Source organism: Helicobacter sp. L8, from assembly GCF_003660355.1.
Taxonomy (GTDB): Bacteria; Campylobacterota; Campylobacteria; order Campylobacterales; family Helicobacteraceae; genus Helicobacter; species Helicobacter labacensis.
Window position 1 is genome coordinate 17,201 of record NZ_QXQR01000003.1, and the last position, 14,898, is coordinate 32,098.

Genomic DNA, 14,898 nt, shown 5'->3' on the forward strand with positions numbered 1-14,898 from the left:
GTCCTTTGAGGGTATTCTAGCACGCCTAGACTTAATGCTTGGCGCGCAATTCGTAGAGTTTTTTGCGCTCCGCAGAACTAGCGATGTTTAAGAGTTTGCGGTATTTGGTGATGGTGCGCCGTACCATTTTAAGGTGAAACTCAGCCTCTACAAGCTCTAAAATCTTGAGATCACTCAAGGGTTTTAAGGGATCTTCATGCGCGATGCGATCCAAGATAAAATCCTTGATGGAGGCGTTGGAAATATCCCCTTCCAGCGCGGTGGTGAAAAAACTCTTGATGGGGAAAATCCCGCGCGCGCACTCCAAGTATTTATTAGAGATCGCCCTAGAAATGGTGCTAGGCGCATAGCCAAATTCATTGGCAATATCCACCAAGCGCATGGGTTTGATCTGCTTGCCTTTGAAAAAATCGTATTGGTATTCAACCAACATCAAGCCGATCTTTAAAATTGTTTGCTGGCGCATTTGTAACGCGTCCACTAAATCGCGCGCTTCTTTGAGTTTTTCCTTTAAATAGTCATTGGCTTGTTTGATTTTAGGCTCTTCGACCACCACTTGGGGGTAATAGCTGTCATTGAGCTGGACGCTAATCTCCCCCCCCTGTTCCAAGATCAAAAGATCAGGGATCACCACGGGCGAAGGATCATGAAAATCTAGGGCGGGAGGGTTTTTAAAGGAAGTGATGATTTTCATCGCCTGTTTGTAAGAGGCTAGATGGCTAAAATCCTTGTGCGCGGACAAATTAGCTAAAATCTGCACGCATAGACCATAGGTAGAGTCGTCTAATTGGTTATGCTGGGCTAGTTGGAAGAAAAAACTCTCTTGGAGATCGCGCGCGCCCACACCCGGGGGGTCTAGGTAAGCAAAGCGTTGGCGCACCTTTTCATAATCTTGGGCATGCACGCCTAGTTTTAAAGCTAATGACTCTACATCGCCTTCAAAATACCCCTCATGGTTGAGATTTTCTATGATGTCTTGAGCGATTTGTAAAGAAGTCTGGGTGGGAAAAAGGGGGGGCAAGAGTTGTTGGTGGAGGGTTTCATACAAAGTTGCTTCGCGCACACTCAGGCTTTCGATCTTGTCAGTCATGGTGTTTTTAAGAGCGGGAGCGTTGGGGCGTTGGGCTTTGTGGAATTGGCAGGTGCTAAAATCCGCGCTCAAGCCACTTTGCACGCGCATGCAAGGGTTGTCCTTGGCATAAGCCTGCAACACTTCCTCCATTTCAAGGGGTCCACTTTGTAAAATAGGCAACCAACTTTTCAAAGTCGCCGATAGCCTATTTTTAGGCGCGAGTTTGGGACGCAAGAGTGCCATCATGCCTTAAAATGCTCGCCTAAATAGTGTTTTCTAACCAACTCGTTCTCATAAATCTGATCGCTACTCCCACTGGCAAGCAAAGTCCCGCTCTTAATCACATACGCCCGATGGCACACGCTCAAGGTTTCGCGCACATTGTGATCGGTGATAAGCACCCCAATATTCATTTCTACCAAGCGTTCGATGATCTTTTGGATGTCTAGCACCGCAATGGGGTCTACCCCTGCAAAAGGCTCATCTAGCAAAATGAACTTAGGTCTTTTGATCAACGCCCTAGCGATCTCCACACGCCGCCTCTCTCCCCCGCTCAAGGACACCCCCTTGCGCGCCTGAATCGCTTGGATATTAAAAGCCTCTAACATTTCTTCAATGCGTTGCATGGCTTCTTTAGAATTGCTAAAAGTGGTTTGGGCGGCTAACATCAAATTATCCAGCACACTTAAATCCTTGAAAATGCTCGATTCTTGAGGCAAATACCCAATGCCTAAATTGGATCGCTTGTGCAGAGGATAATTGGAGAGATCGATGTCATTGAGCGACACACTCCCCCCACTGGGTTGCAATAGCCCACAGATCATATAAAAAGTTGTGGTTTTACCCGCCCCATTGGGTCCTAACAAGCCCACCACCTGCCCGCTTTGCACTTCTAGGGAAACATCATGCACAATCATGGTCTTTTTGATCTGCTTGCTCAAATGGGTCGCGCTGAGTCTATCCATCGCTGAGCCTATAGATGCGTTTTTGATCGCAGGTTTGCAAACTTAGCACCCACACGCGAAAGCCCAAGCGCACTAACATGCTTTTAAGCGCGCTAGAACCCCACTCTATAAAATGCACGCCCTGGGATTCCAAGTGTTCTAACACGCCCATTTCTAGGAGCTGCTGGGTTTCTTTGAGGTAAAAATCATAATGGTAAATACAAAAGCCCTCAGCCGGGTAAGCGTGCATTAAGCTGAAAGTGGGCGAGGTGGCTTGTAGGGCGTGGTGGGCTTGGCAAAAGTGCTGCACTAAAGTGGTTTTACCGCTACCCAAAGCACCCTGCAGGAGAATGATCGCGTGTTTACGCCCCTTGATCGCGTGTTTTAAAAGCGCTACCACAGCCCCTAAACCTTGCAAATCCGCTTGCATAGACTTCATTTCTCTACCTTGAAACTTTCAATCCCCAAATGCTCTTGCACCATGTCCACCATGTTTTGCTCCTCTTTGGTGAGGGGAGTGCTAGGAGGGGGAGAGGGGTTTTTGATCGCTTGGATTTGCACCCCTACCCCATAGACTTCTTCAACAGCTTTTTTAATGATCTCATAATGTGTTTTGAGCACTTCTTTAGCGCTAGGTGGTGCATCTGATTGCCACTGCAAAATCTGATCGCAGAAGGCATGAAAGCGCACATGCGCTTCAAACAGCGCGCCTAAATCTTGCTGGTGCGCGTAGAGTTTGGCGATAACTTGGGAGAATAGGTCTTTGGGAAGGGGCTGTGGGTTAGACTGGGGGGCTGGAGGGCTTTTAGGGGCTAAGTTTTGGGAGGGTTGGGCTTGGGGGGGGTTATAGACAGCTTGCATCTTGAGCGCGCTCAAAGCCAGCACAAAATCCCCATCTGCACCCGTGTGCAAAAGACTCTTGGCTTGGGCTAAAATACCCATCCAAGCATCCAGCACATTGAGAGGAAAGCTCTCCTCTAATAGCGCGTCTTTAAGAAAGATCGCCATCTCTTCTAAAACCATTTGGGGATCGTAACTACCTAAAGTTTGCAAGAGAGAGCGCACGCGCGCCGGGTTGTCTGCAAGGGCTTGGAAAAAATCGTCTAGCACCTTGCTATCCACCATGCCCAACATTTGCGCGGTGGCTTCTAAGCTCAGAGTGCCACCACAATAACTTATAGCCTGCTCTGTGAGAGTCAAGGTGTCGCGCAAACTCCCCTGCGCGCTTCTAGCCAACATTTCCAAAACCCCTTCTTGGTAACCCACCCCCTCAGCTTGCAAGACTTTTTGCAAATGCGCCACAATGGCTTTAGGGGAGATCTTTTTAAAGCGGAAATGCTGGGTGCGACTCAAAATAGTGGCTGGCAGTTTGAGCGCGTCCGTGGTGGCTAAGATGAATTTGACATGCGCGGGGGGTTCTTCTAAGGTCTTTAAAAGCGCATTAAAGGCTTCTTTAGTGAGCATATGGGCTTCATCAATGATAAAGATTTTAAAAGCTCCCATGCTGGGTTTATATTTAGTTTGCTCAATGAGTTCGCGCACATCTTCAATGCGCCGGTTAGACGCGCCGTCCATCTCAATAATGTCCATGTGTTTGTTGTGCAACGCGTCTACACAATTAGGGCACACATCACAGGGGGTGCTAGTGGGGGCTTTTTCGCACTGCAGGGCGCGGGCAAAAATGCGCGCGCTAGAGGTCTTGCCCGAACCCCTAAGCCCGCTAAACAAATAGGCATGCGCTAAACGACCTTGCTCTAAAGCTAGGCTTAGGGTTTTAGACACACTTTCTTGCCCCACCAAATCCTTAAAGTGTTTGGGGCGGTATTTGAGAGCCAAGACCACGGACTTTCCTTTGTGCATTTGGGGTATTATAACCTAATTGTGCTGGCTGTAAGTCTAGCTATGCTAAGATTGTCTATCACACTTGTTAGGAGTTTTTATGTTTGTTATAAAGCGTGTGTTCGTGGTGCTGTGCGTGGGCGCGGGGCTTGTTAGTGCTGTTATGGGGGCTAGTTTACCCCCCATTAAGGGCAAGGCTCTAGCCCTCTCTAGCCACCCCCTAGCCGACAAGATCGCCCAACGCGTTTTAGATGAGGGCGGGAACGCCATCGATGCAGCCGTAGCGATGGGCTATGCCTTGGCTGTGGTGCACCCGGCTGCGGGCAATTTAGGCGGGGGGGGCTTTGCGGTGATCCACTTGGCTAATGGGGAAAATATTACTCTAGATTTCAGAGAAAAAGCCCCCTTGAAAGCCACACGCAACATGTATTTGGATAAGGAGGGGAAGGTGATCCCCAAACTTAGCACAGATGGCTATTTGGCTGCTGGGGTGCCCGGCACTGTAGCCGGGTTTGATGCGATGTTGAAAAAATACGGCACGCGTAAACTAGCAACCTTGATTCAACCCGCTATTGATCTCGCCCAAAAGGGTTTTAGATTAACACCCAGACAGGGAGAAACCATGTTAGATGCCAAACCCCGTTTTGCCAAATACGCCAGTAGCCGTAAATACTTCTTAAAAAAGGGTATGGTGGCTTATAGCGCGGGGGATCTCTTCGTGCAAAAGGATTTAGCTAAAACTTTAACCTTGATTAAAAACGCCGGGGCGAAAGCCTTTTACAGGGGCGCGATCGCGGATTTGATTGTAGAGGACATGCGCAAGAACGGGGGGATCATCTCTAAGCAAGACTTAGCCCAATACAAGGTGGTGTGGCGTAAACCTATTGAGGGGAGTTATCGGGGTTATAAAATCATCTCCATGGCACCCCCTAGCTCAGGCGGAACGCATATCATTGAGATTTTAAACACGATGGAGAACGCTGACATCGGTGCGCTAGGTTTTGGCTCTAGCCAAACTATCCACATCATGGCAGAAGCGATGCGCCAAGCCTACGCCGATCGCTCGGTGTTTATGGGGGATCCGGATTTTATTGATGTCCCTACAGACAAACTCACCAACAAGAGTTATGCCAAAAAAATCTATGAAAACATTTTGCCTAATAAAGCCACGGATAGCGCAAAAGTGCGCCCGGGGTTAGGGCAAATCCATGAGGGTAAGAACACCACGCATTACTCTGTAGCAGACAAATGGGGGAATGCGGTGAGTATCACCTACACCGTGAATGATTACTATGGCAGTGCAGCCGCTATCAATGGGGCAGGCTTTTTGCTCAATAACGAAATGGACGACTTTTCTATCAAACCCGGTGTGCCTAATCTCTATGGTTTGATTGGAGGCGATGCTAACGCGATTGAGCCGGGCAAACGCCCCCTTAGCTCCATGTCGCCCACTATTGTGCTCAAACACAATAAGGTCTTTATGGTCGTGGGCAGTCCCGGTGGTGCGCGTATCATCACCACGGTATTGCAAGTGATTAGCAATGTGATCGATCATGGCATGAATATTTCTGAAGCGGTGAGCGCGCCACGATTTCACATGCAATGGTTGCCTGATGAAATCCGCATTGAGAAATTTGGCATGCCTAAAGATGTGCAGGAGAACTTGGAGAAAATGGGCTATAAAATTGTAGTTAAGCCCCCTATGGGCGATGTGAACGCCATTGTGGTCGATGCCAAAGCCCATGTCATGTATGGGGCACAAGACCCGCGCAAAGAGTTTTAATGGCACACCAACTAGAAATTGTCGGCACAGATTGCGCCCAGATGGGGATTGTGCGTAACAATACGCAAGAGTGGATGTTTTTCCAAAGTTACCCCTTTATCCAGAGCGAGCTATTGGCGCATGTGGGCGCGTGCGTGCACCCTAACCCTAAACGCGCGCTCATCACTGGAGGGTTTGACACCCAAATCGCCTTTGAGTTGCTAAAGTATGAGGGTTTGCATGTGGATTTTGTGCAAGAAGATCACGCCATGCTAGAGAATTTGCACGCCTTTTTGCCCCAATTTGCAGAAACCAAAGCCCATGCGCGCTTTAAACTCTATGACAAAATCCTCGATCTAGACCTACAACCCTATGATATTCTCATCTCACTTAGCACCCCCAATGCCCACCAAGTGGACGGCTTGCAACGCATGCTAAACCCCAAAGGCTTGATGTTGCTCAGTGTTCCTAACCCCTTGCTAGAACAAGAAGCCTTTAAGGGCACGCTCACAAGCTTACAGGGTTGTGCGCAAATCCTCATGCCCTTTAACACCCCCTATGCTCCCACCCCCCAAGTTTATCTCTTTGCCTCCAAGCACTACCACCCCCTTGCTGACATGCTCTTGCAAAAGATCGACATGCTCGATGGGTTGCGTTATTACAACGCGGAAATCCACCACGCCGCCTTTGCCCAGCCCCAGTGGCTTAAGGGCGCGTGCGCGCGTCTGCTTAAAAATTGAGCTTAAAACACGCCTTTGTGCTCACGGGGGGGATTGGCACGGGCAAGAGCACTGTGGCTAGTCTTTTGAACCTACATGGTTATAGTGTGCTAGATGCCGATAAAATCGCCCATGAACTCTTTGAACAATACAATGCGGAAATTGCCCAACTCTTCCCTGAGGTGGCGATTAACCACACTATCACGCGCCAAGCCCTAGCCCCGCTCATTTTTAGCGACAAGGTCGCACGCGCCAAGCTAGAGGCATTGCTCCACCCCAAAGTGCGCGCTAAAATGCTCGAGCAAGCCCAACAACTAGAAACCCACCACCAGCCCTATTTTTTAGACATCCCTCTATTTTTTGAAATTGAGGGGATTAAAACTTATGGGATTGCTCGAGTGGTCTTGGTGTATGCGCCCAGAGAGTTGCAGATCACACGCCTGCAAGCGCGCGATCACTTAAGCCTAGAGCACATAGAACAACGCCTTGATGCCCAAATGGATATAGAAATTAAAAAATCTCTAAGCCTCTTTGTGCTGGACAATTCTAAAGATTTAAAACATTTACAAGCAGAGGTAGAGAGATTGCTCATCCAAATCAAGGGGGGTTAATACATATATTCAGTGGGTCCCATGTCTAGCGATTTAGGGTCTACCCCGCCACGAATATCAGAGCACCCGTCCTTTTCATCGGGCATGTGATTGTAGATTTTATCAGGAAAGTTGACACTCTCATGGCAGAGTTTTTCATAATAATCTGCCTTTTTCTCATCTGCAGGCACGCCCAAACCCTGATCATACATGCGCGCCATATCCGCATACCCACCCCCATACCCACCCCTCCCAATCTTTTCATATAGCTTAAGGGCTTTGTGATAATCTTGCTCAACTCCTAGCCCATTTTCATAGAGATATGCCAAGCCATTGTATCCGCAAAATTTGCCTTTTTTGATGGCTTTTTGGAAAGCCAAAAGGGCTTTTTTGTCGTCTTCTTTTTTATTCTCATCGGGGAACACAAGATTCCAAGCGTTATCACAACTTGGATCATAAAACCGAGCATCCCGATTCCGCGCACTCAGGCAAGATAGCCCCACCACAAGCCACACCCATAACACATTTTTCAGACTAAACAAATCTAGCATTAACGACTCTTCTAGGACTAGCACATTCTTTTAAACCCCCACCTAATAAAAGCATCGCCAATGGGTTAATCTTGCTTGCGAAAAATGAATTTGTCGATCTTAAAGAAGATAATCGCCCCAATAGTCTGTCCTAAAAAGAGATTGATCCAAAGGGGCGTGCCCAGCCACTCAAAAAAGTGCATGAAGGGCAACATCACCACGGCAGAGAGCATCCAGCGCAACCAATAGATCAAAAAGAGTTTGCTCTTATACTCTTTAGGAAACCTCAGCTTCTTTAAAAACTCCATTCACACTCCTGCATTTGGTAAGATAGAGTGCGCCCCATACCCGCAACCATCCAAAAAACAATCGTAGGCGTAAAAACCCCAAAAACGGATATGGCTATAAAATGGGAGGGGACAAAGCCAGCGCGGACGACTGCCCCCACCCCCAAAACCCCTCTTGAAAAGACACGCCTACGCATGGCTATTTATGGAGACCTTTTTGCCACAGCTCCTCAATGCGCTTGCCATAGTGGGCATCGGCTTTTTTGAAATGTTCTAACTGGCGTTTGATGATCTCTTCGGGCACGCCCTGCATGGCATCGGCGATGTTTTGGCAGGTGCGCTCTTGTTCGTCTTTGGGCATCAATCTAAAGAGATCGCCTGCTTGGGTGTAATAATCCGTGTCGTAATCGCGGAAGTTGTAGGCATAAGCAGCCATTTCATCCTCAAGCTTAGCAAGCTCAAGTTTGGGCTCGCGTGCATGGGGGGCTTCTTTGTAGCCCGGCAGTGAGCTAGGGTTGTAGTTGGGCTGTGCGCCATAATGTCCGCTTGTCATGAAACCATCGCGCGAAGTAGTGGCAAAGGGGCAACGGGGGGCATTCACGGGCAACTGGGAGTGGTTGATGCCTAGGCGGTAGCGGTGGGTGTCCCCATAAGCAAAGAGTCGCCCCTGTAGCATGCGATCTGGGCTATAACCCACACCGGGCACGACATGGGCAGGATTAAAGGCAGATTGCTCCACTTCGGCAAAGTAGTTTTCAGGGTTTTTGTTCAGCTCCAAAATGCCCACTTCAATCAGGGGGTAATCTTTATGACTCCACACTTTGGTTACATCAAAGGGGTGGAATTTGTAGTCTTTGGCATCGCTCTCTGGCATCACCTGCACGCAAAAACGCCATTTAGGATAATCTTTTTTCTCAATGGCTTCAAAGAGATCGCGCTGGTGGGAGTCCATGTCGTGCATACGGATCTTTGCCGCCTCTTCGCTTGTCAAATTTTTAATCCCCTGCAAGGTCTTGAAGTGGAATTTCACCCAAAAGCGTTCATTCTTTTCATTGATGAGGCTAAAAGTGTGGCTACCATAGCCGTTCATATGGCGGTAACTCTTAGGGATGCCCCGATCGCTCATTAAGATCGTAACTTGGTGCAAGCTCTCGGGCACTAGACTCCAAAAATCCCACACCATAGTCGCATCTTTTAAATTGGTTTTGGGGTGGCGTTTTTGGGTGTGGATGAAGTCGGGGAATTTGAGCGGATCGCGGATGAAAAACACAGGGGTGTTGTTGCCCACAATGTCCCAGTTGCCCTCTTCTGTGTAGAGTTTGAGCGCAAAACCTCTAGGGTCGCGCTCGGCATCGGCTGAACCCTTTTCGCCCGCCACAGTGGAAAAGCGCAAAAAGCACGGGGTTTCTTTACCCACCTCGCTAAAAAGTTTGGCTTTGCTGTATTTGGTGATTTCGGTGTTGGTGATGCTCAAGGTCCCATAAGCCCCACTACCCTTAGCATGCACCACGCGCTCGGGGATGCGCTCGCGATCAAAATGGGCAAGCTTTTCTAAAAACCATGTGTTTTGTAAGAGGACAGGTCCCCTAGGTCCGGCAGTGGCGACATCTTGATTATGCCCAATGGGCGCGCCCACAGCATTGGTCAGAGTAACATCTTTGTTGTGGTGATTCATAAAAACCTTTCTGCAGTTATTCTAGTTTCCTAGTAAGGAAACACGCCCGTATTCTAACATAAAATAACCGCTTCAATCCACAACATAGCCAAATTTTGAGAAATTCCGCGCTCTTGCGAGCACACCCTAAAAATCAATAGGTTAGAGTAATTTCAATCGTTGTTGTTCTAACAAATAAGTGCGCGTGCAATCGCACGCTATTTTCTCATCATGGGTAGCTAGAATAAGCGCGCCTTGTTGGGTGCGGATATAGGCATGCATGGTCTGCATGACAGCTAGGGCAGTGGCGCGATCTAGATTGCCCGTTGGCTCGTCTGCAAAAATAATTTTGGGGCGTTTAGTGAGAATGCGCGCAATGGAGAGTCGTTGTTGCTGTCCCCCGCTAAGTTCCCCCACACTGGAGTTAAGCAAGTGGGCGATTCCTAGCGTGTCTAATAAGTCTTGGGAAATGGGTTGTTGGCTTAAAATAGAAGCCACTTGTAGGTTTTCCAGCGCGTTAAAACCCTTGAAGAGATAATGGGCTTGGAAGATGATTCCAATGTCATAACGGCGGATATGCAAGAGAGTTTTCATGGGCAGGCTATAGATGTCTTCGTATTCTAGCAAACGCACCACCCCCTCTAAAGGCTTTAGCATGGTGGAGAGGTGGTTGAGTAAACTAGATTTGCCACTCCCACTCACCCCCAAGAGCGCGATGGATTGTCCAGCGCGCACGCTCAAGTGCAAGTCTCTATAAAGCCAGTTTTCAAAGCGGTGTGCGATACGGGTGGCTTCTAGCATTTACAGTCCTATGTTTTGATCGCCTAACAGGGTGGGGGTTAAGATATAAGAGGGGGATAAATTCGTGCTGTGGACAATGCTCTTGGCAAAGCGGCGCGCGTAGTATTTCAATAGCATGCGTTGCAAAAAAGGTTCAATGCTAGGCACAAACCACGCGTTATTGCTCAAAATCACAAAGATGTCTGGGCTATGCGGGTAAGCCAGCGCGCTAGTGCCCTCATAGCACACTAGGGGGCGGAATTTAAACCCCTTAATATCAAAATCTCTAAAAGCAACCCCACTGCCCAAACTAAAGAATGCCTCTCCAAAAAAGAGTTTTTCTAGGTAGTCAGCTAACAATTTAGGCAAGGGCATGGTTTCTCCAAAGGGGGCTAAGATCACTTTGTGGGCGTATTGGTAGGTCTTGTTAGCAAATACATAGGTGGAATTGTAAAGCATGCGTTTTTCTTGGTAGAGCGCGCCGGTGATGATGGTGATACGCGCGCTTAAATCCAGTAAGGTAGAGAGAAACGCGCTGGTATTGAGCACGAAAGGGAAGGCGGTTTCAGGCAAGATCACCACTTGTTTGTGCTGGGCGATCGCTTGGTGGATGATCTGCAAATTGTGCGCGACAATTTCTTGAAGGTGATCGCGTTGCCATTTGAGGTCTTGGGCGGTGTGGGTGGTGGCGACTTTGAGGTGAGCAAAAGAGGGGTTTGATCTAGAGGCGTGCCAATCAATGGCTGACACAAAGAGCGCACAGGCTAATAGCTTCGCATAGAAGTGCGCGGAAGTCCTGAGAAATAAAAAGCGTTGGCTTTGGGGTTTGAGCAAGGCAATAGCGCTAAGCACGCATAAAAAACTCAGTTTGTCCACCTTGAACACCGAATAAGCAAAAAAGGCATCGGGCACAAACCAATCAAAGCCAAAGGGGTGGATATAGCTAGCCAGCCATAATGCCAGCACTCGATAAAGAGGTGAGCCTAACCAGCAGAGCAGATAAAACACCCCCCCATAGCACAGAGCGACTAGGATCACCATAAGCGGGATCAAAAAAGCGTAGTCGCTGTATCTAAAACTCAACGCGCACCAATAAAACAAGCCCAAACCCACCAGAAAGCCAAAGTTAAAGGACTTGGATTTTTCTACGCTAAGGCATGCCCACATGCCCAAGGGGGCTAGAACACTCTCTAGGATCACTAGCGCTAAGGGGTGCTTGGGTAACATAGCACCCACATACAAGGGTGCTAGAAAAAGCAAGGCTTGCCCCCAATGCGCGCGCAATACAAGCCGACCCCAATCTTTCATCCCTAGCGATGGCAACCATGTTCCTTGCGTGTGTCAAATATCCATAATTTTAAGCTTACAGAGTTTATAATTCTAGGATAGATTGTCTTAAATTCACTTGGAAATGTGCGTTAATGGGTTATATTGATCTGATCTTGGTAGCTGTTATCATTGTCATAGGAATCCGTGGCTTTTACAACGGGTTGGTTGACGAGGTAGCGGGGATTCTTGGGATCGTGTGTGGGGTGTATATGGGTTCTAGGTTTGCCTCTCTCGTGGGCGCGTGGTTTTCTGCGCATGTCCATGATTTCCACAGCCCCTCTATGGCAAGTTTAATCGGTTTTACCCTGGTGCTAGCAGGGGTGTGGATTTTCTTCTTGATCATGGGGGTGGTGGTGAGTAAGGCGGTGAGTTTTAGCAATTTGGGCGCGATCGACAAAATTTTGGGCTTTGTTTTTGCGTGCGCTAAGATGTATCTTGTCTTTGCCTTTTTGCTCTATGGGGCTTCGCGCTTTGGGTTCATGAAAGCGATGGATACTTACATGCGTGCCAATAGCCAGTTTTACCCCACCATGCAAGAAGTAGCCGCCTATGTGATGCAACGCCCAGAAATCCAAGAATTGGGCAGGGTGATTCAAAACAAAGCCCAAGAAATCCAAACTGACCACCCCCAAAACACCCCATAAGAGTTCCCAATGTTTGACAACCCTTATATCCGACAACGCCTAAGCAAAGCCCAGCAGTTGCGCGCCCACCATTGTAACCCCTATGACAACAGTGTTAAACGATCCCTAAGCAACGCGCAGTTTTTACAGACCTTTAGCGCGCTAGAAGTAGGACAAAAAGACATGGCTAACACACACGCGCTAGTGGGGCGCGTAAAGTTTATGCGTTTGATGGGGAAGGCGTGTTTTATTAAAATTGAGGATCAAAGCGCGTTGCTACAGGTGTATCTTTCACAAAACGATCTAGGTCAAGAAGCCTTTGATCTCTTTAAAAAGTGCGTGGAAGTGGGGGATATTCTCAATATCATTGGCTATCCCTTTGTTACCAAAACCAAAGAGCTCAGTCTACACGCCACCTCTTATAAAATATTGACTAAGGCAGTTGTGCCTTTGCCTGAGAAGTTTCATGGCTTGAGCGACATTGAATTGCGTTACCGCCAGCGCTATGTAGACTTGATCGCCAATCCGGAGGTAAGGGAGGTGTTTAGACAACGCAGCGCTATTGTTGCGTGTGTGCGCGCGTTTTTTGAAAAAAAGGGCTTTTTAGAGGTAGAAACCCCCATGATGCACCCCATTGCCGGGGGAGCCAATGCGCGCCCTTTTATCACCTACCACAATGCTTTAGAAGTAGAGCGCTATTTGCGCATTGCTCCAGAATTGTATTTAAAACGCTTGGTAGTGGGGGGGTTTGAGGCGGTGTTTGAAATTAACCGCAATTTTAGAAATGAGGGCATGGATCACTCCCATAACCCTGAATTTACCATGCTGGAGTTTTATTGGGCGTATAAGACCTATGAGGACTTGATCGCCCTGACAAAAGAACTCTTTGGCGTGTTGCTAGAGCATTTGGGCTTGCCCACAAAACTCCCCTATGGAGATGTAGAAATTGACTTTGGGGCGTTTTCTTGTATGCCTTTCAAACAGGCTTTAGTGGAGATCGGGGGGCTTACCCACGCCTTGCTAGAGGACACTGGGGCGTTAAGCGCGTTATTGCAAGCAAATGGCGTGGATGTGAATGGCGCGTTGGGGGGCGCGCATTTGCTTACAGAGGCGTTTGACACCTTTGTAGAACCCAAGCTCATCAACCCGACTTTTATCACACATTACCCCATTGAAATTAGCCCCCTAGCACGGCGCAACGACATTGACCCTAGCATCGCCGATCGCTTTGAGCTCTTCATCGCGGGCAAGGAGATCGCCAATGGTTTTAGTGAGCTCAACGACCCTCTAGATCAGCACCAACGCTTTGAAGAGCAGGTTAAAGCCAAAGAGAGCGGGGATGAAGAGGCGCAGTTTATGGATAGCGATTATGTGTGGGCATTAGGGCATGGCATGCCCCCCACAGCTGGGGAGGGGATTGGCATCGATCGCTTGGTGATGTTGCTCACCAATTCTAAAAGCATTAAAGATGTGATCTTTTTCCCAGCTATGAAACCTTTAAAATCCAACCAAAGCGAGTGATATGGACTCCCATTTACAAACAAACGATCCGCAAATTTTTGATCTCATCTTTCAAGAGTGGCGACGCCAAAGCGAACATTTGGAGATGATTGCCAGCGAGAATTACACCTTTGAGAGTGTGATGGAGGCGATGGGAAGTGTGCTCACCAATAAATACGCAGAGGGGTATCCCTTTAAGCGTTACTATGGGGGCTGTGATGTGGTGGATAAAATTGAGGAGCTAGCCATAGGGCGGGCTAAAAAACTCTTTAATTGCGCGTTTGCCAATGTGCAACCCCATGCAGGTAGCCAAGCCAATATGGTAGTCTACCACGCCCTATTAAAACCCCATGACAGAATTTTGGGTATGGAACTTAGCAGTGGGGGGCATTTAACCCATGCCTCACCTGTGAGTTGGACGGGCAAGCATTTTCAAGGCTTTTTCTATGGAGTCAATGAAGAGGGTTGGATTGATTACGATGAGGTGTTAAAGATCGCCAAAGTCGTGCGTCCTAAACTCATCGTGTGCGGGTATTCAGCCTACCCTAGGGAGATCGATTTCAAGCGTTTTAGAGAGATCGCTAACGAGGTAGACGCGCTTTTGATGGGTGATATAGCCCACATCGCTGGGTTGGTCGTGGCTGGTGAGCACCCCCACCCCTTCCCCCACTGCCATGTGGTCAGTAGCACCACGCACAAGACTCTTAGAGGTCCTAGGGGGGGGTTGATTTTAAGTGATGATCCAGAAATTGCTGGCAAAATCGATCGCGCGCTTTTTCCGGGTTTGCAGGGTGGACCTTTGGTGCATGTGATCGCGGCTAAAGCCGTAGGGTTTTTAGAAAATCTCAAACCAGAGTGGAAAACTTACGCGATCCAAGTCAAACGCAATTTACAAACCCTTGCCCAAGCTTTACTAGGGCATGGGTTTGAGTTGGTGAGTGGGGGGAGTGATAACCACTTGCTCGTGATGCGCTTGCATGGGTATAGTGGTAAAGACGCGCAAATCGCCCTAGATAACGCGGGGATCACCACCAACAAAAACAGCGTGCCCGGGGATACACGAAGCCCGATGTTTACTAGCGGGTTAAGACTGGGTTCAGCCGCGCTCACCAGCAGGGGCATGGGAGAGCAAGATTTTGTCTTCATCGCACACAAGATCGCCCAAGTGCTAGAGAATATCCAAGATAGCGCGCAACACGCCCGCATTAAAGAGGAAATCATCGCGTTTTCCAAGCGCTATAAAAGCTATGAAAGTCCAATTTTCTAAGG

At 48.4% G+C, this 14,898-nt stretch carries 15 protein-coding genes; 6 read left to right on the forward strand and 9 right to left on the reverse strand.

Annotation, left to right across the window (positions count from 1 at the left end; translation table 11 throughout):
• Nucleotides 1-31: 31 nt before the first annotated feature.
• The 4 genes from EAO37_RS02330 to EAO37_RS02345 are packed head-to-tail and all read right to left on the reverse strand — an operon-like array spanning nt 32 to nt 3,858.
• Nucleotides 32-1,315: an RNA polymerase factor sigma-54 gene (locus EAO37_RS02330; RefSeq protein ID WP_120951318.1), complete on the reverse strand. Its 1,284-nt coding sequence runs from the start codon at nt 1,313-1,315 to the stop codon at nt 32-34.
• On the reverse strand, nt 1,315-2,037 hold the full coding sequence (lptB, locus tag EAO37_RS02335; RefSeq protein ID WP_120951320.1) for an LPS export ABC transporter ATP-binding protein: 723 nt from the start codon (nt 2,035-2,037) through the stop codon (nt 1,315-1,317). The genes EAO37_RS02330 and lptB overlap by 1 nt, the downstream gene beginning before the upstream one ends.
• Nucleotides 2,030-2,455 carry a tRNA (adenosine(37)-N6)-threonylcarbamoyltransferase complex ATPase subunit type 1 TsaE gene (gene tsaE, locus EAO37_RS02340; protein ID WP_240451699.1) on the reverse strand — a complete coding sequence of 142 codons (426 nt, stop codon included), beginning with the start codon at nt 2,453-2,455 and terminating at the stop codon, nt 2,030-2,032. Before tsaE ends, lptB begins: the two co-directional genes overlap by 8 nt.
• Nucleotides 2,452-3,858 (reverse strand): DNA polymerase III subunit gamma/tau, encoded by a 1,407-nt coding sequence (locus tag EAO37_RS02345; protein ID WP_240451700.1) that lies wholly within the window; start codon nt 3,856-3,858, stop codon nt 2,452-2,454. Before EAO37_RS02345 ends, tsaE begins: the two co-directional genes overlap by 4 nt.
• Nucleotides 3,859-3,955: 97 nt before the next feature.
• Here EAO37_RS02345 and ggt point away from each other — a divergent pair, with 97 nt between their 5' ends.
• From ggt to coaE, 3 genes are read left to right on the forward strand one after another with little or no spacing between them, the layout of a single operon-like run.
• On the forward strand, nt 3,956-5,638 hold the full coding sequence (ggt, locus tag EAO37_RS02350; RefSeq protein ID WP_120951324.1) for a gamma-glutamyltransferase: 1,683 nt from the start codon (nt 3,956-3,958) through the stop codon (nt 5,636-5,638).
• A complete protein-coding gene (locus EAO37_RS02355) occupies nt 5,638-6,357 on the forward strand; it encodes a spermidine synthase (RefSeq protein WP_120951326.1) in 720 nt (239 codons plus the stop codon). Before ggt ends, EAO37_RS02355 begins: the two co-directional genes overlap by 1 nt.
• Entirely contained in the window at nt 6,354-6,947 is a 594-nt protein-coding gene (coaE, locus tag EAO37_RS02360; RefSeq protein WP_120951328.1) for a dephospho-CoA kinase, read from the forward strand. The genes EAO37_RS02355 and coaE overlap by 4 nt, the downstream gene beginning before the upstream one ends.
• Here coaE and EAO37_RS02365 read toward each other — a convergent pair.
• The 5 genes from EAO37_RS02365 to EAO37_RS02385 form a co-directional block, all read right to left on the reverse strand.
• Entirely contained in the window at nt 6,944-7,477 is a 534-nt protein-coding gene (locus tag EAO37_RS02365; RefSeq protein WP_120951330.1) for an SEL1-like repeat protein, read from the reverse strand. The two genes, coaE and EAO37_RS02365, sit on opposite strands and share 4 nt — an antisense overlap.
• 65 nt (nt 7,478-7,542) lie before the next feature.
• Nucleotides 7,543-7,764, reverse strand: a complete 222-nt coding sequence (locus EAO37_RS02370) for a hypothetical protein (protein WP_120945921.1) — start codon at nt 7,762-7,764, stop codon at nt 7,543-7,545.
• 178 nt (nt 7,765-7,942) lie between these two features.
• Entirely contained in the window at nt 7,943-9,418 is a 1,476-nt protein-coding gene (locus EAO37_RS02375; RefSeq protein WP_120951332.1) for a catalase, read from the reverse strand.
• A 141-nt stretch (nt 9,419-9,559) separates the two neighbouring features.
• On the reverse strand, nt 9,560-10,198 hold the full coding sequence (locus EAO37_RS02380; protein WP_120951334.1) for an ATP-binding cassette domain-containing protein: 639 nt from the start codon (nt 10,196-10,198) through the stop codon (nt 9,560-9,562).
• A complete protein-coding gene (locus EAO37_RS02385) occupies nt 10,199-11,485 on the reverse strand; it encodes an apolipoprotein N-acyltransferase (protein WP_120945924.1) in 1,287 nt (428 codons plus the stop codon). It abuts the gene before it with no gap.
• 113 nt (nt 11,486-11,598) lie between these two features.
• Between EAO37_RS02385 and EAO37_RS02390 the strand changes: the two genes are divergently transcribed.
• From EAO37_RS02390 to EAO37_RS02400, 3 genes are read left to right on the forward strand one after another with little or no spacing between them, the layout of a single operon-like run.
• Nucleotides 11,599-12,150: a CvpA family protein gene (locus EAO37_RS02390; protein WP_120945925.1), complete on the forward strand. Its 552-nt coding sequence runs from the start codon at nt 11,599-11,601 to the stop codon at nt 12,148-12,150.
• A 9-nt stretch (nt 12,151-12,159) separates the two neighbouring features.
• On the forward strand, nt 12,160-13,650 hold the full coding sequence (lysS, locus tag EAO37_RS02395) for a lysine--tRNA ligase (RefSeq protein ID WP_120951336.1): 1,491 nt from the start codon (nt 12,160-12,162) through the stop codon (nt 13,648-13,650).
• 1 nt (nt 13,651) lies between these two features.
• Complete coding sequence (locus tag EAO37_RS02400) at nt 13,652-14,896, forward strand: serine hydroxymethyltransferase (protein WP_120951338.1); 1,245 nt, start codon at nt 13,652-13,654, stop codon at nt 14,894-14,896.
• Nucleotides 14,897-14,898: the final 2 nt, after the last annotated feature.

Bases quoted from the DNA above. Each gene is read 5' to 3' on its own strand.
- EAO37_RS02370 (WP_120945921.1), bottom strand. From the start codon at position 7,764: ATGGAGTTTTTAAAGAAGCTGAGGTTTCCTAAAGAGTATAAGAGCAAA.
- EAO37_RS02390 (WP_120945925.1), top strand. From the start codon at position 11,599: ATGGGTTATATTGATCTGATCTTGGTAGCTGTTATCATTGTCATAGGA.
- EAO37_RS02355 (WP_120951326.1), top strand. From the start codon at position 5,638: ATGGCACACCAACTAGAAATTGTCGGCACAGATTGCGCCCAGATGGGG.
- EAO37_RS02385 (WP_120945924.1), bottom strand. From the start codon at position 11,485: ATGAAAGATTGGGGTCGGCTTGTATTGCGCGCGCATTGGGGGCAAGCC.
- EAO37_RS02365 (WP_120951330.1), bottom strand. From the start codon at position 7,477: ATGCTAGATTTGTTTAGTCTGAAAAATGTGTTATGGGTGTGGCTTGTG.
- EAO37_RS02380 (WP_120951334.1), bottom strand. From the start codon at position 10,198: ATGCTAGAAGCCACCCGTATCGCACACCGCTTTGAAAACTGGCTTTAT.
- EAO37_RS02330 (WP_120951318.1), bottom strand. From the start codon at position 1,315: ATGGCACTCTTGCGTCCCAAACTCGCGCCTAAAAATAGGCTATCGGCG.
- EAO37_RS02400 (WP_120951338.1), top strand. From the start codon at position 13,652: ATGGACTCCCATTTACAAACAAACGATCCGCAAATTTTTGATCTCATC.
- tsaE (WP_240451699.1), bottom strand. From the start codon at position 2,455: ATGAAGTCTATGCAAGCGGATTTGCAAGGTTTAGGGGCTGTGGTAGCG.
- lptB (WP_120951320.1), bottom strand. From the start codon at position 2,037: ATGGATAGACTCAGCGCGACCCATTTGAGCAAGCAGATCAAAAAGACC.
- EAO37_RS02375 (WP_120951332.1), bottom strand. From the start codon at position 9,418: ATGAATCACCACAACAAAGATGTTACTCTGACCAATGCTGTGGGCGCG.
- ggt (WP_120951324.1), top strand. From the start codon at position 3,956: ATGTTTGTTATAAAGCGTGTGTTCGTGGTGCTGTGCGTGGGCGCGGGG.
- lysS (WP_120951336.1), top strand. From the start codon at position 12,160: ATGTTTGACAACCCTTATATCCGACAACGCCTAAGCAAAGCCCAGCAG.